The sequence below is a fragment of the Vibrio sp. 10N.261.46.A3 genome (assembly GCF_041472995.1).
GTDB classification, from domain to species: Bacteria; Pseudomonadota; Gammaproteobacteria; order Enterobacterales; family Vibrionaceae; genus Vibrio; species Vibrio coralliirubri.
The window spans coordinates 180,490-203,207 of the sequence record NZ_JBFRRH010000003.1; the positions used below are offsets into that span (position 1 = coordinate 180,490).

The window sequence follows — 22,718 nt, forward strand, 5'->3', positions numbered from 1 at the left end:
ACGAGATACGAGATACGAGAAGCTTGCGCTACTGGTGCAGTAACGCAAGCATTTTTCAGAGACTAGCTATTGATAGCCACAGTTAACGCTCGAGAATCACAAACTCCATGTTGTGTTTGTTTTTCTCGTCAGCTTGATAACTCTCGTTAAAGCTCTGCTTCCAACCTTCACCCCAGTCAGGAAATTGTGTATCTCCATCGACGGTGAAATCGATATAAGTCAGATACAACTTGTCTGCTTTAGGTAAACAGCTCTCATAAATAGAGCCGCCACCAATGATCATCACCTCTTCAACATCACTGAGCAGCTCTAGCGCCTGCTCAATAGAGGTTACCGTCGTTACACCTTCGATCTTTAAACTCTCATCACGGCTGATAACAATATTCGGCCGACCCGGTAAAGGGCGTCCAATAGAGTCGTAGGTCTTACGCCCCATCACGACCGGTTTCCCCATAGTCGAGCGTTTAAACCATGCAAAATCCGCAGGTAAATGCCAAGGCATCTGATTGTCTTTACCAATTACACGGTTGTTTGCCATTGCCGCTATCATGCTGATGATCATAAATCGAAAGTCCTGTCCCTAAAAAGAAAATTAACGCTAGACGATAGGTCTACGGCGATAGAATAACAGCCCTGGCACAGCTAAGCCAACCGCCAACCCTGCGATAATGAACATCGATTTTAAAAAGTTCTCCATCAACATTGCCAACAACTCTGGTGTGTAGCCTGCCCTGTTAATCTCGACCATTGCAATCATCGCCTTGAAGGCAAACACACCTGGAACCATAGGAATTAGCGCTGCAACCGTAAACACCTTCGGATGTGCTAACAGTTTATGCGACCAATGAACCCCTATCATGCCAACCACAGTCGCGGCGAAGAACGTCGCCCATTCGATTGGAATGCCAAAGTGCATCATCAGATAACGGCTACCATGACCGATAGAACCACCGAGTGCACAATAAACTAAAGCACGTTGCGGAACGTTAAATACCAATGCAAACCCAACCGCAGGAATAGCGGCGAAAAACATATCGTTGAGCAAACCTAAAAACAGTTCGAAAATACTCATTAGCTCGCCCACCCCCAAACATCCGATAGACTCATCGCCGCAACAATGCCCAAGCTCGTCGCCAAAGTTAATAAGCTGGCCATGGTAAAGCGCGCTAACCCCATATTGATATGGCCTTTAAGCATATCAGCGACGGAGTTAATCAGAGGGAAACCGGGTACTAACATCAATACAGATGAAGCCATCACGATCGTGGGTTGGCCGCCAATATTGTAAAGTACGGCTTGAGCTGAAATGGTAGTGGTAACGAATGCTGTGATAGCAAAGTTTAATAGCGGATTGAAATGGCGATGCCCAATTTCTTGTCTGACGATCATACCGCAAGCTGAAGCAATAAAAGTCATCATGAAGACTTGCCAGTCTCCGCCCGCAAGGTGACTAAAAGAGGCGCACGACAACCCTATCATCACAACCACTAACCAACGGTTGTAGCGCTCGGGGCTGATGTTTTGAATCTTTTTATACGCCAAATCATAATCAAGAATTCCCTTCTCCATCATGATGCAAATGCGTTGAATGTCGGTGATAACCTGCATGTTAATGCCACGATCAGCACAACTTCGAGTAGTGGTAATACAGTGATCATCCATTACGGTAGTTACAACAAGCGCATTGGCTGACAGTGCGACTTCAACCTCATTAACCCCACAAGCAATGCCGATACGGCGCATGATATCGCCGACCAAAGTGCTCTCGGCCCCGTGCGCCAATAACATTTGTCCTGATTGAGCGACGAGTCTTGAGATCGCTCTTTGCTTTGATGCCATGATTTCCTTCCCATAGGCGTTAAATTTCTAGAAATAAATTCTGCATTAAAATCCGACGGTACATAATGATTTAGATACAAAAAAACCGCAATTTTCATTGCGGTTTAATAAAACTATCAGTGTACTTGGAAGAAGCGACCGATGCGTTATGAGAAACTAAGAGGATTAGTCACGAACATAGATAACATGGCCGTCATCTTCTTCGTCATCCCAATCGTCCCAATCGTCGTCATCTTCAGTAACAACATTCTTACCGCTCATCGCATCTTTATGGTAGTCATCCCACATAAAGTCTACTTTTTCTTCTTCTTCAACTTCTACAACTTCACGAGGTAGGTTTTCCATAAACTCACCAAGTTTGAAGCAAAGATCTTTGGTGCCTATTTTATTCACAGCAGAGATCTTGAAGTACTCGCCTTCCCAGCCCAAAGCATCGATGATTTCTTGAATCTTTTCGTCTGCTTCATCTTCTGGCATTAGGTCAACTTTGTTGAACACTAACCAACGAGGTTTCTGTGAAACTTTTTCACTGTATTGCTCAAGCTCATCGATGATCGTTAGTGCATTCTGAATAGGATCAGATTGATCGATCGGCATAATGTCGATCATATGCAGCAGAACACGACAACGCTCAAGGTGCTTAAGGAAGCGGATACCAAGGCCTGCGCCATCAGCTGCGCCTTCGATTAGACCTGGGATATCGGCAACAACAAAGCTCTTTTCAGGAACAACACTTACCACACCCAAACTTGGGATCAAGGTAGTGAACGGGTAGTCAGCCACTTTTGGTTTCGCAGCAGATACTGAACGAATAAAAGTAGATTTACCTGCGTTTGGTAGGCCAAGCATACCAACGTCAGCTAATAGAAGAAGCTCTAAACGCAGTTCACGAACTTCGCCTTTAGTACCCATTGTCTTTTGACGAGGAGCGCGGTTAACAGACGATTTAAAACGCGTGTTACCAAGACCGTGCCAACCACCTTTACCAACCATTACTTTCTTGCCGTGTTCAGCAACTTCAGCAACGATTTCGTTGGTGTGGATATCAACTGCACGAGTACCTACAGGCACTTTCAGTGTAATGTCTTTACCACGTTTACCAGTACAGTTACCACCGCGACCGTTCTCACCACGCTCTGCGTTGTAAAAACGTTGGAAACGATAATCGATCAGCGTGTTTAAGTTCTCATCCGCTTGGATGTAAACATCACCGCCATCACCGCCGTCACCGCCGTCAGGACCGCCTTTAGCGACGAATTTTTCGCGCCAAAAGCTCACTGTACCATTACCGCCATCACCGGCTTCTATTTTTACTACCGCTTCATCAACGAATTTCATTTTTTAACTCCGCACTTACGTTGCGTTACCACTCATCAAGGAGTGATATAAATTCTAGCAGATCCGTGTTTAGATCGATCACCTAAGATCTAGGTCGACCTGCAACCAAGGAACAAATAAGGAGAGGTTCTTTGCTTCTTATTTTTTACAAAACAAACGGCTTCTTAAAAACCAAACTGTTTATCAAAAATAAAACGGCTTCTCAAAACCAAAACAAGAGCGTCTGCTTTTTTATTCTTGCTATAAATAAAAAACCCTGCCGAATCGGCAGGGCTTTTGAATTCAGCTTGAAAGCTAATAAAATAATCTAATTAAAGATTAAATTACTCAGCTTCGATGCTTACAAACTTACGGTTTTTAGGACCTTTAACAGCAAATTTCACTTTACCTTCAGTAAGAGCGAAAAGAGTGTGGTCTTTACCGATGCCAACGTTTGTGCCAGCGTGGAACTTAGTACCACGTTGACGAACGATGATGTTACCTGCAAGAACAGATTCACCACCAAAACGCTTAACACCAAGACGTTTGCTTTCTGAATCGCGGCCGTTATTAGTAGAACCGCCAGCTTTTTTATGTGCCATTGTTAAACTCTCCTAATACTTAAGCGTTAATGCCAGTGATTTTCACTTCAGTGAACCACTGACGGTGACCAGCTTGCTTACGCGAGTGCTTACGACGACGGAACTTAACGATTTTTACTTTATCGCCACGACCGTGTTGTACTACTTCTGCAGTAACCTTGCCACCTTCAACAAGAGGTGCACCAACAGCGATTTCTTCGCCGTTAGCAACAAGAAGAACTTTATCAAATTCAACAGTTGCACCAGTTTCAACGTCTAATTTCTCTAAACGAAGTGTTTGACCTTCGCTTACTCGGTGTTGTTTGCCACCAGATTGGAAAACAGCGTACATATTTTACTCCGCTTTTTCCGCACAGCCTATGGTTGTTAATTGTACAACTCGGGTGTGCGCTAAACTAATCAATAGGGCGCAGATTCTACGGGAATCATGGCGCTATGACAAGCCATATTTTTAAAAAATTGGCGAAAACCTGTTCGCCAAAGAAAAGTGCGGCAATCATGCCCTTTAGCGATGTATTAATCAACGTTTTTTAGTGTATTATTCAACAATTAAATACAACGTATAAGCCTTACAGGGTCTAACTTCAGCCGGATGAACAATGGATTTTAAAGCTATCCAAACGCTTACTGCCAATGATATGGCAAAAGTGAATGAAACAATTCAAGCCCAACTTAATTCTGACGTAAGTTTAATCAACCAGCTTGGTTTTTATATCGTTAGCGGTGGTGGCAAACGCCTACGCCCTTTGCTTGCTCTTTTATCTGCTCGCGCACTCGGTTACCAAGGTGAAGCTCATATCACCTCTGCAGCCTTTATCGAGTTTATTCACACCGCAACCCTGCTTCATGATGACGTTGTCGACGAATCGGACATGAGACGTGGTAAGGCGACAGCCAATGCCGCTTTTGGTAATGCCGCTAGCGTTTTGGTGGGTGACTTTATCTACACACGCTCATTCCAAATGATGACAACGCTAGGATCTTTAAAGATCCTTGAGTTAATGAGTGAAGCAGTAAACGTGATTGCCGAGGGTGAAGTTCAACAATTAATGAACTGCAATAACCCAGACACCACAGAAGAAAGCTACATGCAGGTGATCTACTCTAAGACCGCTCGCTTGTTCGAAGCTGCGACCCAAATCGGCGCAATTCTTACTGAGTCATCACCAGAGATCGAAACAGCAATGCAGAACTATGGTAAATACCTAGGCACCGCATTCCAGCTGATAGACGATGTGATGGATTACACTGCAGATGGTAAAGAGATGGGTAAAAACGTTGGTGACGATCTTGCCGAAGGCAAACCAACACTGCCTCTGCTTTACGCAATGCATAATGGCTCTCCTGAACAAGCAAGCATGATTCGTGAAGCTATTGAAAAAGCGAACGGCATGGAACGTCTTGACGACATTATGGCTGTAATGAAAGAGACAGGCTCTTTAGAGTACACAACAAATAAAGCCTACGAAGAGGCCGATAAAGCCATCGCTGAGCTTTCTGTACTTCCTGACTCTGAATATAAGCAAGCGCTAACCACGCTCGCACACTTAGCTGTTAAACGCAGCAAGTAAGCAGGTTAATAGACAACTCGCCTCTAGCTTCTAGTTTCTAGTTTCTAGTTTCTATATAAATAACAAAAAGAGCCTCAGGGCTCTTTTTTCGGTTTTGAACAAATATTTGTAAGAGCGCCAAATTCAATATCGGCTCGCTTCTAATGATAACGGCAGTTGAGCTTCAATTTCTTCAAGCTCTTCCATTGGCACTGCGTATTGCTCATGTCCGTTGTAAGTCTCTACTAACGCGTACTGCTCTTGCTCATCAATTACCAATACTTTTCCTAAGTGCCCCAAATATTCGACATTCATACCCTTCTGAACAGTAGCCATAACATTTACCTTTACATTAGTTGTAAAGCTAAATACGAGTAGCTTGAACTTCAGGATCAAAAAAGCCGATCATAATGACCGGCCTTTATTAATTAGCTTAAGGCTGAGTTAAATAGCGTCTCGCTTATTTAGCGAATTCAACACCAATCTCGATGTCGCCATTTAGCGTTTCAAGCATGCTATCTAAAGCGTTACGTTCGAAGTCGCTCAGCTCACCGTAGCTAAGGATCGCTTCAGCGCCCTCTTTGCCTAGTTTAACTGGCTGTGCGAAGAATGGAGCGTGCTCGCCTTCACCTTCAACGTATGCACATTCAATCACGTCCTCTTCACCTTGAAGCGCTTTCACTAGAGCAAGACCGAAACGACAAGCCGCTTGACCCATAGACAGTGTCGCACTGCCGCCGCCAGCTTTAGCTTCTACTACTTCTGTACCTGCATTTTGGATACGAGTCGTTAGTGCTGCGATTTCTTCGTCAGTGAACTCTACGCCTTCAACTTGAGAAAGTAGTGGAAGAATCGTTACGCCTGAGTGGCCACCGATAACAGGAACACGGATGTCGCCTGGATCTTTGTCTTTTAGTTCAGCAACGAACGTTTCAGAACGAATCACATCAAGAGTCGTAATACCGAATAGACGACGCTTGTCGTAAACGCCCGCTTTCTTCAGTACTTCAGCCGCGATTGGCACAGTTGTGTTTACTGGGTTAGTAATGATACCAACACAAGCAGTCGGACAAGTAACTGCGATTTTCTCTGCAAGAGACTTAACAATGCCAGCGTTCACATTGAAAAGATCCGCACGATCCATACCAGGCTTACGAGCAACACCCGCTGAAATAAGTACAACATCCGCACCTTCTAGTGCTGGGGTTGGATCTTCACCCGCGTAACCTTTGATCGAAACAGGCGTTGGGATATGGCTAAGATCGGCAGCAACACCCGGTGTTACCGGAGCGATGTCGTAAAGTGCAAGATCTGAACCAGCAGGTAGGCGGTTCTTAAGTAGTAGGGCTAGGGCTTGACCGATGCCACCAGCGGCACCAATAACAGCTACTTTCATTGTTATTCTCCTTGAGAGCTTTCTCTTATAGATTCTTTGTAGGGTAATTCTTGAGCTAAATCTAAGTTAAAAAACTATATTAATCACAAAGTGATTACAATCAATTAACGCTAGCTTTGCGACTTCGCGCAAGTCAATAAAACCGTGCTACACAGCAAGTTAGCATTATGGCGATAATCGACTGAAATAACAAAATAAGTCGTCGCAAATAACACATTATTCTATTAAATATTTACAGTGATATGACTAACAAATTACAGGGATGTTTTGGCTAAAATTGAATATGTATGCGAGAATATGCAAACATCTTTGTTAATGAATAAGAATGACATATGCGCAATACAGAAAAGCAAGACAACTTAGTTCGTGCATTTAAAGCCTTACTAAAAGAAGAACGTTTTGGCTCACAAGGCGAAATTGTGGATGCCCTAAAACACGAAGGTTTTGAAAGCATCAACCAATCTAAAGTCTCGCGTATGTTAACCAAGTTTGGTGCCGTTCGAACTCGTAACGCAAAAATGGAGATGGTTTACTGTCTTCCTGCTGAGCTAGGTGTTCCGACCGTTTCTAGCTCTCTAAGAGAATTAGTACTAGATATTGACCACAACAATGCATTGGTCGTGATACACACAGGCCCTGGTGCGGCGCAGCTGATTGCTCGTTTATTAGACTCACTAGGTAAGTCGGAAGGTATACTGGGCGTAGTCGCAGGTGATGACACTATCTTCATTACTCCAACGTTATCGGTTACCACTAAGCAACTGTTTGATTCAGTGTGCGAACTGTTTGAATACGCTGGATAATTGATCTCTGTTTCATAACTATCAGCCTTATTAATGGATCACGAGCATCTATTCGCTTCGTGATCCAAATCACATCCTAGAATATCCATACCTCCCTTCCAAAATCACACTAAACTATTGATTTTAAAAAACTCAGTAGCAAATCAAACACGAGATCAAGACATCATTTGTTAGATTTTTTAGCTATATCTTTTAACATTCGAGTAATTTTCTGCCAATTTTTGATATTATTCAGCCACTTTTTCATCACATGGATTGAAAAAGGTGCCGTTTCCAAATAGGAAACTCCAGAAGCAACTACACTTGTTTCAGGGTTAATAATGAATAAAGGAAGGGAAATTCATGGCATTTACCAAACTTATTAAAGTTGGTGCTATTGCAGCTGCTGTAATGGGCGCTGGCGCTGTTAACGCTCAAGAGTTCATCACGATTGGTACTGGTTCAGTTACGGGTGTTTACTACCCAACTGGTGGTGCGATTTGTAAGCTAGTGAACAAGGGCCGCAAAGACCACAACATTCGTTGTTCTGTAGAGTCTACTGGTGGTTCAATCTACAACGTTAACACCATCCGTGCTGGTGAACTAGATTTCGGTGTTGTTCAATCGGACTGGCAATACCACGGCTACAACGGTACAAGTAAGTTCAAAGATCAGGGCGAATACAAGAAACTTCGCGCTATGTTCTCTCTACATACAGAACCGTTCAACATCATCGCTCGTACTGATGCTGGCATCAACAATGTGTCTGACCTAGCAGGTAAGCGTGTAAACATTGGTAACCCAGGTTCTGGTGACCGTGCAACGATGGGTGTTGTAATGGACGCTATGGGCTGGACTAACGACAGCTTCAAGCTTGCTTCTGAACTTAAAGGTTCTGAGCGTTCACAAGCACTTTGTGATAACAAGATTGATGCATTCATCTACATGGTTGGTCACCCGAACGGATCAATCAAAGAAGCGACAACGTCTTGTGATGCAAAACTGGTTTCAGCAACAGGTCCACAGATCGACAAAATCGTAGCTGAAAACCCATATTACGCTTACAGCACAGTTCCTGCTGGTATGTACCGTGGTACTGACGCTGACGTAAACAGCTTCGGTGTTGCAGCAACTATGGTAACAACTTCAGACGTTTCTGAAGAAGTTGCATACAACGTTGCTAAGGCAGTATTTGAAAACTTTGACACTTTCAAACGCCTACACCCAGCATTTGCTAACCTGAAAAAAGAAGACATGGTTAAAGCGGGTATCTCTATCCCTCTTCACCCAGGCGCAGCAAAATACTACAAAGAAGTGGGCCTTCTAAAGTAACTCTACTTTAAGCCTACTACACCAATAAGGAGGCTAGCCCTCCTTATTGGCTTTTCACGTTTTATAAAAATAATTTAAGTGAAAAGAACAGCCCTTTAAGTTTCTCCAATTTGGAGGACTTACCTTCGTATCAAGCCTAAGACAAAGACGAACAAAAAACGCATTTCCCTATCCATTCACTACACTAGATAGGAAATAAATAACGTTTGGTTGTTCGTAAGAAAAGGCAGACCATCAATAATAAGGATAAAGTACATGACGCAGACAACATCACCGTCTCCAGATGTGCAAGAAATGGTGGCACAATCAGATACTGGTGCGCGTAGCCCTCGTGGTATCCAAGGCCGTATTTTATGGTTTGTGCCTCTATGTTGGTCACTGTTCCAACTTTGGTATGCATCTCCGCTGCCGTTCATTTTTAACTTCGCAATTTTAAACGACACTGAAGCTCGAGCAATTCACCTTACGTTTGCTATTTTCCTAGCCTTTACCGCTTATCCAGCCATGAAGAATTCGCCTAGGGATCGTATCCCCGCTGTCGATTGGATATTAGCGCTTGTAGGTAGCTTTTCAGCTTCTTATATCTATATTTTCTATACTGAACTCGCTGAGCGCTCGGGCGCACCAACAACATTCGATATTGTTGCGGCTGTATTCGGTATGGTTTTACTGCTTGAAGCAACACGACGCGCTTTGGGTCCACCTCTTATGGTTGTGGCAGCAGTATTCCTACTTTATACCTTTGGCGGCCCTCACATGCCGGACGTTATTGCCCACAAAGGTGCGAGCCTGAACAAGGCAATGTCGCATCTGTGGCTAACAACGGAAGGTGTATTCGGTGTGGCACTTGGCGTATCGACGTCATTCGTATTCTTGTTTGTACTGTTTGGTGCAATGCTAGAACGTGCCGGTGCTGGTGCTTACTTTATTAAAGTTGCATTCTCACTGCTTGGTCATATGAAAGGTGGCCCAGCGAAAGCAGCCGTTGTAGCCTCTGGTTTATCTGGTTTGGTATCAGGTTCATCTATTGCAAACGTGGTAACCACGGGTACTTTTACTATCCCACTAATGAAGCGCGTTGGTTTCCCGGGTACAAAAGCCGGTGCGGTAGAAGTCGCGGCTTCAACCAATGGTCAATTAACACCACCTATCATGGGTGCAGCAGCCTTCTTGATGGTTGAGTATGTGGGTATTTCGTATGTAGAAGTTATCAAAGCCGCGCTACTGCCCGCTCTGATCTCTTACATCGCTCTGATTTACATTGTTCACCTAGAAGCATGTAAAGCAGGTATGACCGGCCTACCTCGTCGTCACACACCAACTATTGTACAAAGCCTACTGTCTTTCACAGGTACCATTTTAGGTCTGTGTGTTATCAGCGCCGCGGTTTACTACGGTGTCGGTTGGACGAAAGATGTCTTTGGCGATGCTGCAACACCAATCGTAACGGTGGCTCTATTAGTCGCTTATGTCGCTCTGGTTCGTGTATCAGCAAAATACGCATCTGAAGGTGGTATGGAAATCGATGCGGATCTCAAAGAAGTTCCGGATCCAGGTCCAACGATTAAGTCTGGCCTTCACTTCCTACTACCTATCGTGGTGCTTGTTTGGTGTCTGACTGTCGAGCGTTTCTCTCCAGGTCTGTCAGCATTCTGGGCGACCGTGTTCATGATCTTCATTTTGATCACGCAGCGTCCTTTAATGACTCTAATGAACAAATCTGACGATCTTGCAGAGCAAACTAAAGCTGGCTTCGTTGACCTCGCAGAAAGCTTGGTTTCAGGCGCACGTAACATGATTGGTATCGGTGTCGCGACAGCGGCTGCAGGTACGGTTGTAGGCGTGGTGACTCTAACGGGTATCGGCCTTGTAATGACTGATTTCGTTGAGTTCATCTCAGGCGGTAGCATCATTCTTATGTTGCTATTCACTGCGGTAATCAGCTTGATCTTAGGTATGGGCTTGCCAACAACGGCGAACTACATCGTTGTTTCAACACTGATGGCACCGGTAATTGTGACCTTAGGTGCTGCGCACGGCTTGATCATTCCACTGATTGCGGTTCACTTATTTGTGTTCTACTTCGGTATTCTTGCGGATGACACACCTCCGGTAGGTCTGGCAGCGTTTGCGGCCGCCGCGATTGCGAAATCCGACCCAATTCGTACAGGTATTCAAGGTTTTACCTACGATATCCGGACCGCTATCTTGCCGTTCATGTTCATCTTCAATACCCAACTACTGTTGATGGGCATTGATTCTTGGTGGCACTTAGCACTAACGATTTTCTCTTCTGTTACTGCAGTACTTATCTTTGCCGCAGCAACTCAAGGTTGGTGGTTCACCAAGAACAAGTGGTGGGAAACTATACTGCTTATCGTTCTGACCTTCTCTTTCTTCCGCCCAGGTTTCTGGTGGGACATGATTTATCCAGAGAAAGTTCTTTCACCTGGAGTTGAGATCGCTCAAATCACAGAAAATCTATCTGTGGGACAATCACTTGAATTGAGAGTAGGTGGCGAAAACTTAGAAGGTAACTATTCTGAGAAAACAGTTCGCCTTCCGTTTGAAGATTCTGCGACAACAAGTGAAGACCGCATTGCTTCAATGGGCCTAATGCTGACACAAGCTGACGACAAGATGATTGTTGATATGGTTGAGTTTGGTAGCCCTGCAGAAGCCGCTGGCATTGACTTTGATTGGGAAATTAAATCAGTTATCCAAGACGCAGAACGACCAATGAAAGAGTGGGTATTCTTACCTGCCCTACTGATTTTGATTGGTTTAGCGATGAACCAAAGAAGGCGTGCTCGTAAGGATGAGATTAGCGCGTAATGGATAGAGCCAAGTAGCGCTCTACTCTATTTGGCTTTTTTACTACATGGAAAAGATAATTACAGCGTTTGGTATGTACTAAGCGCTGCTCAAAAAGAGACGAATACATGTATAGACAAATCCTTGTTCCCGTTGATCTTAACGACAAAGGCTTTTCTGATAAAGCAGTCGAGCTAGCGGTATGGCACGCGAAACACAGCAATGCTGAAGTCCACATTCTGAACGTACTACCAGGCATTCACATGTCGATGGTTGCGTCTTACTTCCCGAAAGATGCAGCGAACCAAATGAAGCTTGATGTGAAAAATCAGCTCAAAGAGTTTGCTGACAAGCACATTGACGATGAAGTGGTGTATAAAGTTCACGTTGCCGAAGGCAAGACTTACACAACGATTCTAGATTACGCAGAAAAACTGGGCGCTGACCTTATCGTGATGCCTAGCCATAAGCGTTCGAAAATCGACAAAGTTGTGCTTGGTTCTGTTGCAAGCAAAGTGGTACAGAACTCACCAATCAATGTATTGGTAGTTAAGCCGCAAGGCTAAATCATTTAATCGACACAACGATCTAAAAAGGTTGGCCTAAAAGCCAACCTTTTTTGTTTTGTGTTCGCACCGTTTAATTCTTCAATCAACTCACTAAGTTCTGCGTATTACCCGCGACAAACCCATCAATATTATCGATTAAGATATCAGACAGCTTTTGAATTGAACTGTCACTGCCCCACGCCACATGGGGTGTCAGCAATAAGTTAGGTAGGTGACTGTTAGCCAATAGTGGGTTCGAGTTGTCTGCAGGCTCTTGTGTAAACACGTCCATACCTGCACCTGCAATCTCATGTTTTTTCAAAGCTTCAACTAAGGCTTGTTCATCGACAAGTCCACCACGCCCCGCATTGATCAACACCGCGCTTGGCTTCATCATTACTAGCTCACGCTCTGAAATCAGGTTTCGGGTCGCTTCGGTCAGCGGACAATGCAGGCTGAGCGCATCCGCTTGCTTTAAAACAGCATCAAAAGGCAGATACCCTTCTCGACAAGAGTCAGCCCCTTTGCGCTCTGCAAAAATGACGTTCATGCCTATCGCTTTAGCCAGTATCGCAGTCGCTTGGCCTAAACTTCCACTGCCGATTAAACCTAATGTACTGCCTGCCATATCTTGAATCGGATGTGTAAAGAAACAGAACTGTTTATCCTTTTGCCACTCGCCAGCTTCAATATCTTGATGGTAGCCAACAAGGTTTCGTTTAAGTGTAAACAACATAGCAATCACATGTTCAGGTACCGACTGAGTCGCATAGCCTTGCACATTAGCCACTGCGATATTGTTACTCTTGCAGTAGTCGACATCGACATTATTGACGCCAGTCGCTGACACCGCGATCAACTTGAGTTGTTGTGCTTGAGCTAAATTATCAGCATTGAGCACAACCTTATTGGTGATAACAACATCCGCTCCGGCAACGCGCTCAGCAACGAGTTCTGGAGCAGTAAAGTCATACTCTACCCACTCATGTTCAAAGCTAAGAGGTTTTAAATGGATTTGAGATGGGATGGTGGTTCTGTCGAGAAAGACCACTTTCAACTTCGGCATTGTACGTCCTTGAATTGGTATTGATGAGACCATTCTAAGCTTTTAGCTTACTGTAGTCTGGAAGCTCTGGCGCAATTTCAAAGTGCTGCTCGATTTGTGGCGATGCTTGAGGATAAAACTCACACGGAACAAAGGCTTTGAACAACTGATCATTGGCCGGGTGATAAAAACTGAGTTCACACGCGTGCAGAGCCAACCTATCGCTATAGTTAAAAGCATCTGGCGTTGCATAAAACTCATCACCCACAATCGGATTGCCCATCTCCATACAGTGCACTCGCAACTGATGGGAACGCCCGGTAATTGGCAGTAATTTCAATAAGGTCGTTTGAGCCTCTTCTTGTTCCACCACATAACGAGTCTGAGATGATTTACCATCTTCGAAACACACTTTCTGCTTCGGGCGGTTTGGCCAGTCACAAATAAGAGGAAGGTCAATCACGCCTTCTTTCTTTTCAACGGAGCCCCATACTCGCGCATAATAGAGTTTGTGTGTCAGTCGATATTGAAATTGCTTCTTCAAATGACGCTCAGCTTGTTTGTGTTTAGCGAGCATCATCAAGCCCGATGTCGACATGTCCAATCGATGCACGACTTGAATCTCTGGAAATTCGACAACCAAGCGACTCCACATACTATCGTAATGTTCTGGCAACCGACCCGGAACAGAAAGCAAACCCGCAGGCTTGTTGACCACAAGAATATCATCATCTTGATAAACAATATCAATCCACGGTTCACGCGGTGGTGTGTACTGTTCTAACGCCATTGAAGCCTCTTAATTGCTAGTGAACAAATAATTTACGGTTGATTTGTTTATAAATAAATACAATTTTCAACATTTTTGTACATAAAAGTTGACGACCTTACAAAACATGGTATTGATAGGGTAACGGATAATAAGAAGTCAGCATCAAAGGAAAAACGATGGAAAGTACGGTTAAAACCACCAACACAAAAACACCAACCTCAGCTCCCCTATCAAGTTTAATTAAGTCTCTTGGCCCAGGCATTATGATGGCTGCAGCGGCTGTAGGTGGTTCTCACTTAGTCGCCTCAACCAAGGCGGGTGCGATTTATGGTTGGCAGCTCGCCGCGCTTATTATCCTCGTTAACGTATTTAAATACCCATTCTTCAGAGCCGGCATCCAATACACGCTAGGAACGGGTCAAAGCTTGGTGGAAGGTTACTCTAACCTAGGCCGTCCATACCTTGTGATCTTTTCGATCTTGAGTGCCATATCTGCGGTCGTGAATACCGCTGCCCTGCTATTATTCAGTGCAAGCCTACTCAGTTACTTTGTTCCTTTCGATTTAGCCACTAGCACCTTGTGCATGATCGTTTTAGCGACCTGTTTGATCATTCTGTTTGCTGGCCATTATCGTGCTCTAGATACACTATCTAAAGCGATCATGGTGATCTTAACCATCACAACCTTAGCTGCAGTCGCCATTGCTATCGGCTCTCCAGTCGAACCTGATGCTGCTTTTGTTCCACCGTCGCCTTGGTCATTGGCTGCGATTGGTTTTATCGTGGTGACCATGGGTTGGATGCCTGCACCGATCGAGATTTCAAGCATCACCTCTATGTGGTTAAAAAGCCAAAAAGAGAAGCAAGAAGTGACCGCTCAATCAGCTCTGTTCGATTTCAATGTCGGTTACATTGGTACAGCATTGCTTGCTTTAGTATTCGTTGCGTTAGGCGCGCTAGTGCTTCACGGTTCGGGAGTTGAACTGTCTCGCTCCGGTGTTGGCTTCACTCATCAATTGGTCGGCATCTACGCTTCGACAATTGGTGAATGGTCTCGCCCATTAATCGCTCTTATCGCTTTCTTCTGTATCTTTGGTAGCACCATTACCGTTATTGATGGCTACTCACGCGTGCTTGCTGAATCACAGCGCCTATTATTCAAAAAAGACTCAAGCCCAAGAATGCTGCAAGGCTGGATCATCATTGTCTCTCTCGCGGCATTGGCGATTGTGATGTTCTTTAGCGCTGCACTGATGCCAATGCTTGATTTTGCGATGGTACTTGCCTTTGCGACCACGCCATTCTTCGCGCTGCTTAACTTCATCTTGGTGAACAAAGCTAAGCTTCCAGAAGCCCTAGCCATTGGCAGCAAGCTAAAATGGCTGTCTATCGCGGGTCTTGTTTACCTGTTTGGTTTCTTAGCCGTATTTGTTTGGTGGAAGTGGTTGATGTAATTCTTCAGCCAATACATCTTTCAACAACCAATACAGCTTTCAAACGCTAGATAAAAATAAGGCCTTCATGATGAAGGCCTTATTTCGTTGAAGCATCTCGCTAATTCAAAACTAGTTGTGAGAAACCACAATCAAGCGTAATGAATCTAGCTGAACCTGAGCTTTGCTGATGTAACCGGTCAATTCATTGATTTGAGCTTCGATTACCTCTAGCTCTTCATCACGAATGTTAGGGTTCACCGCTTTAAGCGCTTGTAGACGCTCTAATTCACCGTTCAGGTTAGTCTGCATGTCTCGTTGAGCTTGTTCACGCACTTCTTCTACTTTAGGAAGTACGTGCGTCTCACCCGCTTCAATTAGCTTGTGAATTTCACCTTGTACCGAATTAACTAGCTTGCTCGCTAGGTGACGGTTTACAGGGCTTAATTGACGGTTAAAGCTGTCGAACTCAACCTGAGCTGATAAGTCATTACCACGGCCATCCATCATCAAACGAATTGGCGTCTTAGGTAAGAACTGGCTGATACCGCTGCGTTTCGGCGCTTGCGCATCCACAAGGTAAACCAACTCAAGCAGGATAGTACCCACTGGCAGCGCTTTGTTTTTCAGTAGCGATACCGCTGATGCACCAACACCTTCACTCAGTAGCAGATCGATACCGCCCTGAATCATTGGGTGTTCCCAGCTAATGAAGTTCATGTCTTCACGAGAAAGCGCAGTATCACGATCGAACGTGATGGTTGCGCCTTCGTATGGTAAGCCTGGGTAGCTTGGTACCATCATGTGCTCAGATGGCGTCACAACCAGCGCATTCTCACCCTTGTCGTCTTGGTTTAAGCCAATCGTGTCGAACAGGCTCAATGCAAACGTCACTAGGTTAGTATCGCCGTCAGTCGACGCGATCTTTTCTGCAATTTCATGCGCTTTGTCGCCGCCGTTTGAATGCATTTCTAATAGGCGATCACGGCCTTTTTCTAAATCTGATTTCAGGCTTTGGTTTAGCTTGGCAGACTCTTCAATCACTTCATCAAGTTGATCTGTGTTACCAGAAGCCAGCATCTCGATAAGAACATCTGAGTACTTGTCGTAAACCGTGCGACCGGTTGGGCACGTCTCTGCAAATGCGTTCAGACCTTCATCGAACCAACGCGCAAGAATCGCCTGTGATGTGCCTTTTAGGTAAGGAACATGAATGTCGATATCACGCAGCTGACCAATACGGTCCAAACGACCAATACGTTGCTCAAGCAAGTCTGGGTTGAACGGCAGATCAAACATCACAAGTTGGTTAGCGAACTGGAAGTTACGACCTTCAGAGCCGATTTCACTACAGATAAGAACCTGAGCGCCGCCCTCCTCTTGAGCAAAGTAAGCCGCAGCTTTATCACGCTCTAGAATCGACATGCCTTCGTGGAATACGGTTGCACGTACACCTTCACGCTCACGCAGTGCTTGCTCTAATTGAAGAGCCGTACTTGCACGAGAGGCGATCACTAGGATCTTCTCGCTGCGCTTGTCTTGGATCTTTTCAATCAACCAGTTAACGCGTGAATCGAACTGCCACCAGCTTGAATCTTCACCTTCAAACTCTTGGAAGATCTCTTCTGGATACAGCATCTTCATAGCACGAGCTTCGGGAGCCATCTTGCCACCGATCATGCCAGATACACGCATTGAGGTTGTGTACTGCGTTGGAATCTCCATCGGCAGTAGGTTCACATTACGCTTAGGGAAGCCTTTGATTGCAGCACGTGTGTTTCTGAAAAGAACACGGCCGGTACCATGGCGATCCATAAGGTTATCAATCAATTCTTGGCGAGCTAGCGCTTGCTCTTCTTCGCTGCTATCACCTTCGATAACGCGGAATAGAGGCTCTACATCTTGCTCAGAAAGCAGTTCAGTAATCTGGTTCTTCGCGCTGTTTTCAAGCTTCACGCCGGAGAACAATGCCGTTACTGCATCAGCAACCGGTGCGTATTGGTCTTCTTCTTCAACGAATGCTTCGTAATCATAGAAGCGATCAGGATCAAGCAGACGCAGACGTGCAAAGTGACTCTCACGACCTAGTTGTTCAGGCGTTGCTGTTAGTAGTAGCACACCAGACGTATTTTCCGCTAAGCCTTCAACCACTTGGTATTCACGGCTTGGTTTGTCTTGGCTCCACTCAAGGTGATGCGCTTCATCGACAACCAACAAGTCCCACTCGCCTTCAAGTGCTTGCTCGTAGCGCTTACGGCTCTTACGTAGGAAATCCAAAGAACACAGAACGTATTGCTGGGTATCAAATGGGTTGTCTGATTCAGCAAACGCTTCAATACAACGCTCTTCGTCAAAGATAGAGAAATGCAAATTAAAACGGCGCATCATCTCTACTAACCATTGGTGCTGTAGAGTTTCAGGAACCACAATCAGAATACGTTCAGCACGACCAGACAACACCTGTTGGTGGATGATCATGCCCGCTTCGATGGTTTTACCTAGGCCAACTTCATCGGCAAGTAAAACACGCGGAGCGTGACGACGACCCACTTCATGAGCGATGTATAACTGGTGAGGGATCAAGCCAGCACGCATACCACACAAGCCACGCATAGGGCTCTTGTGTTGTTGGTACTGGTTGCTCAGCGCGCGGTAACGCAACACAAAGTTATCCATACGGTCGATTTGACCCGCGTACAGCTTGTCTTGTGGTTTGTTAAAGCGGATCTGGTTGCTTAAGAAGATTTCACGCAGGGTGACTTCTGTTTCTTGGGTATCTTCGCGAGTACCTAAGTAGGTTAGTAGACCTTTGTCTTCGATAACTTCCTCGACAGACAGAGACCAACCTTCTTGGCATTCGATGACATCGCCTACATTAAACGTTACTCGGGTTACGGGAGCATCAGTACGTGCATAAACACGGTTTTCTTCTGACGCTGCAAACATTAGTGTCACTGTGCGAGCATCCATTGCTACAACGGTACCTAAACCTAAATCGCTCTCCGTATCGCTTATCCAGCGTTGCCCCAAAGCAAATGTCATGAATCGACTACCTCAATCTTATAGTTGGAATTTGGTCTTCTTAACTGCAGTTTCAAACAAGAACGTTATCGCTCCTGAACTAAAAATATAGCCAAAAATGTCTAGTTTGCAGCCACTTTTTAAGTGCGCTCTCAATAATAAATATCTCGAGAAAATGGTGCAGAAAAAGGTCGCTAATCTTACTCGATGCTGTGATTTAGGTCACGCCTAAAGGAGATGATTTCATGCTTTTTTTCTGTTTTCGCCAGTGCAATCAAACTGTCAAAAATTCATGGTTAATCTATAGGTAGCAGATTGCTGCTCTCAAACGAATACGCCATGTTCACTCGTAACGATATGGTGCTATTCCTCTAGATGAAGTTTAGGTGAGTAGTTGACTATCACCAGAATCAGATACTAATCTTTATATGAGCTTTATCTACGTTCAATGAATGCAAGGCACGTCGGCAAGGAGATGCTATGGGCGAGACCAACCGGAAGCTATTTGTTTTAGACACCAATATTCTACTTCACGAACCCTTCGCTATATTTTCTTTCCAAGAGCACGATGTCGTTATCCCAATGACAGTGCTAGAAGAACTCGACAGAATCAAAGACAGTAAAAGAGACGTTGCTCGAGACGCAAGAATTGCGATTCGAACGCTCGAAGACCTGTTCAGGGAAGCCACACCAGACCAAATATCGGAAGGCATCCCTTTTTCTAAAGACATAAACGCATCTGGCAGTATTTCAATACTCGCTGACTACGAACTTCAAGAAAGCATCAAAGCCTTCGCCGAAGACAAGGCAGGCGATAACCGAATCCTCAACGCAGTCCTCTATCTTCAAAATAAACGCGCGCCACGCGAAGTGGTTCTTATCACTAAAGACATCAACATGCGTTTGCGAGCAAAAGGCGCCGGTGTCCGTTTTGTTGAAGACTATCAAACTGACCAACTAATCGATGATATCCAATACCTCACTAAAGGCTTCCAACAACTGGAAGGCTCATTTTGGGATGGTATCGACAATGTCGAGAGCAGAAGTTTAGGCGGCAAGACGCTGCACACCTTAGCAAGAGCGCCGTTCGAGCCAACCTTCCTCAACCAATATGTGATTGACGAAGAAAGTGACTTTGCCGCTCGAGTCGAGGAGATTGAGCCTGAAAGCATTACCCTGAGAGATCTCAGCCGCGAAAGGCTGATGAATCGCAGGGCATGGGACATCACACCAAAGAACGTTTATCAAGGCATGGCGATAGATGCGCTGCTCGACCCTGATATTGATCTTGTGATTCTCACTGGCGCAGCGGGTAGTGGTAAGACGCTGTTAGCCATGGCTGCTGCACTTGAACAAACCATTGAACGTAAACAGTTCGATAAGATCATCGTAACCCGAAACACCCCTGATATTGGTGAATCGATCGGTTTCCTTCCGGGTACAGAGGAAGAGAAGATGCTGCCTTGGTTAGCCGCAGTGACCGATACACTGGAAGCGCTCCACAAGAATGACCACTGCACAGAAGGCTCGATGAAGTACATCTGTGACAAAGCCAATATCCAGTTCAAATCAATCAACTTCATGCGTGGCCGCTCGATTCAGAATGCATTTGTGCTTTTGGATGAGTGTCAGAACCTCACCGCTTCACAAATCAAAACCATCATCACCCGTTGTGGTGAAGGTACTAAGATCGTCTGCTCAGGTAACCTAGCGCAGATAGATTCTTCCTACCTAACCCCTGTGACTTCAGGCTTAACCTACATGGTTGAGCGTTTTAAAAACTTCGAAGGCAGTGCCAACATCCACCTCAATGGTGTGGTGCGTAGCCGACTGGCTGAGTTTGCGGAAGAGAACATGTAGTGACTCTATACGCTCACTGAATCAGTAATCTAAAAACAAAAAGCGCCTCACATTGGAGGCGCTTTTCAATTTAATATTTTGAAGTAAGTCGGCAGAGGTTAGTCTGAATTACTCAGTACCACCAACGGTTAGCGAGTCTAGTTTCAATGTTGGTTGACCAACACCCACTGGTACACTTTGGCCAGCCTTACCACACACACCAACACCACGGTCGATGCTTAGGTCGTTACCCACCATGGACACCTGCTGCATAGCTTCGATACCAGAACCGATTAGTGTCGCGCCTTTCACTGGGTGAGAGATCTTGCCATTTTCAATCATATACGCTTCAGAAGCTGAGAATACAAACTTACCTGATGTGATATCGACCTGACCGCCACCGAAGTTCGGTGCGTAGATACCTTTCTCAACCGTTGCGATGATCTCTTCCGGCGTGTGTTCGCCCGGTAGCATGTATGTATTCGTCATACGTGGCATTGGAAGATGCGCGTATGACTCACGACGACCATTACCTGTCGGTGCAACACCCATTAGACGAGCGTTCAGCTTATCTTGCATGTAACCTTTTAGGATGCCGTTTTCGATTAGCGTATTGTACTGACCGTTAACACCTTCATCATCGACGTTCAATGAACCACGTAGATCCGTTAATGTGCCGTCATCGACAATCGTACATAGGTTTGAGGTTACTTGCTCGCCAACTTTGCCAGAGAATACTGACGACTCTTTGCGGTTAAAGTCGCCTTCTAAACCGTGGCCTACCGCTTCATGCAGCAGAACGCCCGGCCAACCAGAACCAAGAACCACAGGCATTGCACCAGCAGGCGCGGCAACCGCTTCAAGGTTTACTAATGCTTGGCGAATCGCTTCATCCGCAAATTGGTAAGCAACTTGAGTGCCTTTGTCATCACTTAAGAAGAAGTCGTAACCAAAACGGCCACCACCACCAGCGCTACCACGCTCACGACGATCACCCTTCTGTGCAAGTACGCTAATAGACAAGCGAACCAGCGGACGAATATCACCAGCGTAAGTGCCATCAGTCGCAGCAACCAGCATCTGCTCATGCACACCACTTAGGCTTACCGATACTTCAGTCACCATCGGCTCTTTAGTGCGAATGTAAGCATCTAATGATTTTAGTAATTCTGTTTTTTGCTGTTTTTCCCAGCTCGCTAGCGGATTAACTGCATCATAATAAGCTTGGTTAGAGTTGCGTTTGAACGCTTGAACCTTGCCGTTTTGACCTTGTTTAGCAATACCACGAGCCGCAATTGCGCTCTGCTTAAGACCATCCAGTTGGATTTGGTCAGAGTAAGCAAAACCGGTCTTTTCACCAGAAACTGCACGAACACCAACACCACAATCGATATTGAAAGAGCCGTCTTTAATAATGCTGTCTTCTAGCACTAAAGATTCGTGCCAGCTTGACTGAAAGTAGATATCAGCATAATCAATTTGGCGGGTAGCAATGCTCGCCAATGTATCTGCGATATTTTGCTCCGTAAGCCCTGTCGGGTTCAGTAGCGCTTCTTCAATTTGATTAATGCTCATAGATGGCTCTTGTTTGTAATTAAAATTGATTGGTAAATCGAGAGTGTTGCGTGATTGGCATATTTTGCCTAATTGACTCACAACTGGATGTGTCTATCTCAACCACCATACTTTTAGGATCTTGGTCTAACTGTGCGACCACTCGTCCCCATGGATCAACCACCATTGAGTGTCCCCATGTTTCTCTTTGGCAAGGGTGTTTTCCGCCTTGCCCTACCGCGACAATCCACGACTGTGTTTCAATCGCGCGGCATCTTAATAATGCTTCCCAGTGCGCTTGACCCGTTACCGCTGTAAAAGCCGCAGGCACCACAATGATTTGTGCCCCTTGCTTACGTAACTCTGAATACAAGTGTGGAAAGCGCACATCATAACAAATACTCAAACCTAAGCGACCAAAAGGCGTTTCCGCTGTCACAACTTGGTTGCCCGGAGTGAAAATATCCGACTCTCGATAGCACTTATGTGCATCAGCGACATCCACATCAAACATGTGTAGCTTGTCGTAATGAGCAACGAGGCCACCAAAATCATCAATCACCAAGGTTGTGGTAGTCACACCTTTAGCTGTGCTTATCGGCATACTACCAATAACGATCCAAATTCGGTGAAGCTTTGCTAGCTCAGAGATTTTCTTTTGCAGTGGGCCATCATTTAAAGGCTCAGCATACTGGTGATAGTCGGCTTTACTGCCAAAAACTAACGCGTTTTCAGGGCACAAAACCCACTTAGCCCCTAACTCTTTGCACTTTGCTACTTCTTGAGCAAGGTACTCAAAGTTCACTTCAGGGCCTGGGCCAGATGTCATTTGAATCAACCCAACACAATCCATGTGTATCGCTCCTCCATTCAT

Annotated in this window: 20 protein-coding genes; 7 read left to right on the plus strand and 13 right to left on the minus strand. The window is 45.2% G+C overall.

All coding sequences use genetic code 11. From position 1 onward, the window contains the following. Positions 1 to 82: 82 nt before the first annotated feature. The 6 genes from folA to rplU all read right to left on the minus strand — a co-directional run bounded on the left by folA (position 83) and on the right by rplU (position 4,089). On the minus strand, positions 83 to 562 hold the full coding sequence (gene folA / locus AB4484_RS01080; protein ID WP_372076035.1) for a type 3 dihydrofolate reductase: 480 nt from the start codon (positions 560 to 562) through the stop codon (positions 83 to 85). Positions 563 to 598: 36 nt separating this feature from the next. Beyond that, positions 599 to 1,072, minus strand: a complete 474-nt coding sequence (locus AB4484_RS01085) for a threonine/serine exporter family protein (protein WP_017068807.1) — start codon at positions 1,070 to 1,072, stop codon at positions 599 to 601. Then, positions 1,072 to 1,839: a threonine/serine exporter ThrE family protein gene (locus tag AB4484_RS01090; protein ID WP_017061378.1), complete on the minus strand. Its 768-nt coding sequence runs from the start codon at positions 1,837 to 1,839 to the stop codon at positions 1,072 to 1,074. The genes AB4484_RS01085 and AB4484_RS01090 overlap by 1 nt, the downstream gene beginning before the upstream one ends. Before the next feature lie 165 nt (positions 1,840 to 2,004). Further along, positions 2,005 to 3,177 carry an Obg family GTPase CgtA gene (gene cgtA / locus AB4484_RS01095; protein ID WP_017061377.1) on the minus strand — a complete coding sequence of 391 codons (1,173 nt, stop codon included), beginning with the start codon at positions 3,175 to 3,177 and terminating at the stop codon, positions 2,005 to 2,007. Between the two features lie 323 nt (positions 3,178 to 3,500). Next, on the minus strand, positions 3,501 to 3,758 hold the full coding sequence (gene rpmA, locus AB4484_RS01100; protein ID WP_004735905.1) for a 50S ribosomal protein L27: 258 nt from the start codon (positions 3,756 to 3,758) through the stop codon (positions 3,501 to 3,503). Positions 3,759 to 3,777: 19 nt separating this feature from the next. After that, positions 3,778 to 4,089, minus strand: coding sequence for a 50S ribosomal protein L21 (gene rplU, locus AB4484_RS01105; RefSeq protein ID WP_004740823.1), 312 nt, complete (start codon positions 4,087 to 4,089; stop codon positions 3,778 to 3,780). A gap of 268 nt (positions 4,090 to 4,357) precedes the next feature. Between rplU and ispB the strand changes: the two genes are divergently transcribed. Beyond that, complete coding sequence (gene ispB, locus AB4484_RS01110; protein ID WP_017061376.1) at positions 4,358 to 5,329, plus strand: octaprenyl diphosphate synthase; 972 nt, start codon at positions 4,358 to 4,360, stop codon at positions 5,327 to 5,329. Between the two features lie 123 nt (positions 5,330 to 5,452). Here ispB and AB4484_RS01115 read toward each other — a convergent pair whose 3' ends face one another. Both AB4484_RS01115 and mdh read right to left on the minus strand, forming a co-directional pair. Beyond that, positions 5,453 to 5,644 carry a hypothetical protein gene (locus tag AB4484_RS01115; protein ID WP_017061375.1) on the minus strand — a complete coding sequence of 64 codons (192 nt, stop codon included), beginning with the start codon at positions 5,642 to 5,644 and terminating at the stop codon, positions 5,453 to 5,455. Positions 5,645 to 5,768: 124 nt separating this feature from the next. Next, complete coding sequence (gene mdh / locus AB4484_RS01120; RefSeq protein ID WP_372076037.1) at positions 5,769 to 6,704, minus strand: malate dehydrogenase; 936 nt, start codon at positions 6,702 to 6,704, stop codon at positions 5,769 to 5,771. A gap of 332 nt (positions 6,705 to 7,036) precedes the next feature. On the opposite strand from mdh, the gene argR reads away from it, so the two are divergent. The 4 genes from argR (at position 7,037) to AB4484_RS01140 (ending at position 12,198) form a co-directional block, all read left to right on the plus strand. Next, entirely contained in the window at positions 7,037 to 7,507 is a 471-nt protein-coding gene (gene argR / locus AB4484_RS01125; protein WP_004740827.1) for a transcriptional regulator ArgR, read from the plus strand. Positions 7,508 to 7,849: 342 nt separating this feature from the next. Continuing rightward, positions 7,850 to 8,818: a TAXI family TRAP transporter solute-binding subunit gene (locus AB4484_RS01130; protein WP_017061374.1), complete on the plus strand. Its 969-nt coding sequence runs from the start codon at positions 7,850 to 7,852 to the stop codon at positions 8,816 to 8,818. Between the two features lie 255 nt (positions 8,819 to 9,073). Next, positions 9,074 to 11,653, plus strand: coding sequence for a TRAP transporter permease (locus tag AB4484_RS01135; protein ID WP_048609642.1), 2,580 nt, complete (start codon positions 9,074 to 9,076; stop codon positions 11,651 to 11,653). A gap of 107 nt (positions 11,654 to 11,760) precedes the next feature. Next, positions 11,761 to 12,198: a universal stress protein gene (locus tag AB4484_RS01140; protein ID WP_048609641.1), complete on the plus strand. Its 438-nt coding sequence runs from the start codon at positions 11,761 to 11,763 to the stop codon at positions 12,196 to 12,198. Positions 12,199 to 12,283: 85 nt separating this feature from the next. On the opposite strand, the gene AB4484_RS01145 is transcribed toward AB4484_RS01140, so the two are convergent. Together AB4484_RS01145 and rluA are read right to left on the minus strand one after the other, a co-directional pair. Continuing rightward, on the minus strand, positions 12,284 to 13,246 hold the full coding sequence (locus AB4484_RS01145) for a D-2-hydroxyacid dehydrogenase (RefSeq protein ID WP_372076039.1): 963 nt from the start codon (positions 13,244 to 13,246) through the stop codon (positions 12,284 to 12,286). A gap of 34 nt (positions 13,247 to 13,280) precedes the next feature. Beyond that, the gene (rluA, locus tag AB4484_RS01150; protein ID WP_052880145.1) at positions 13,281 to 14,015 is read right to left on the minus strand and encodes a bifunctional tRNA pseudouridine(32) synthase/23S rRNA pseudouridine(746) synthase RluA; all 735 of its coding nucleotides are present in this window, start codon (positions 14,013 to 14,015) and stop codon (positions 13,281 to 13,283) included. 158 nt (positions 14,016 to 14,173) lie between these two features. Between rluA and AB4484_RS01155 the strand changes: the two genes are divergently transcribed. Beyond that, entirely contained in the window at positions 14,174 to 15,451 is a 1,278-nt protein-coding gene (locus tag AB4484_RS01155; RefSeq protein ID WP_372076041.1) for an NRAMP family divalent metal transporter, read from the plus strand. 111 nt (positions 15,452 to 15,562) lie between these two features. Here AB4484_RS01155 and rapA read toward each other — a convergent pair whose 3' ends face one another. Beyond that, entirely contained in the window at positions 15,563 to 18,472 is a 2,910-nt protein-coding gene (gene rapA, locus AB4484_RS01160) for an RNA polymerase-associated protein RapA (protein ID WP_372076043.1), read from the minus strand. A 459-nt stretch (positions 18,473 to 18,931) separates the two neighbouring features. Between rapA and AB4484_RS01165 the strand changes: the two genes are divergently transcribed. Then, positions 18,932 to 20,311: a PhoH family protein gene (locus AB4484_RS01165; RefSeq protein WP_372076045.1), complete on the plus strand. Its 1,380-nt coding sequence runs from the start codon at positions 18,932 to 18,934 to the stop codon at positions 20,309 to 20,311. 108 nt (positions 20,312 to 20,419) lie between these two features. On the opposite strand, the gene tldD is transcribed toward AB4484_RS01165, so the two are convergent. Then, positions 20,420 to 21,865 carry a metalloprotease TldD gene (gene tldD / locus AB4484_RS01170; protein ID WP_372076047.1) on the minus strand — a complete coding sequence of 482 codons (1,446 nt, stop codon included), beginning with the start codon at positions 21,863 to 21,865 and terminating at the stop codon, positions 20,420 to 20,422. Between the two features lie 19 nt (positions 21,866 to 21,884). Continuing rightward, positions 21,885 to 22,697, minus strand: a complete 813-nt coding sequence (locus AB4484_RS01175) for a carbon-nitrogen hydrolase family protein (protein WP_372076049.1) — start codon at positions 22,695 to 22,697, stop codon at positions 21,885 to 21,887. Positions 22,698 to 22,718: the final 21 nt, after the last annotated feature.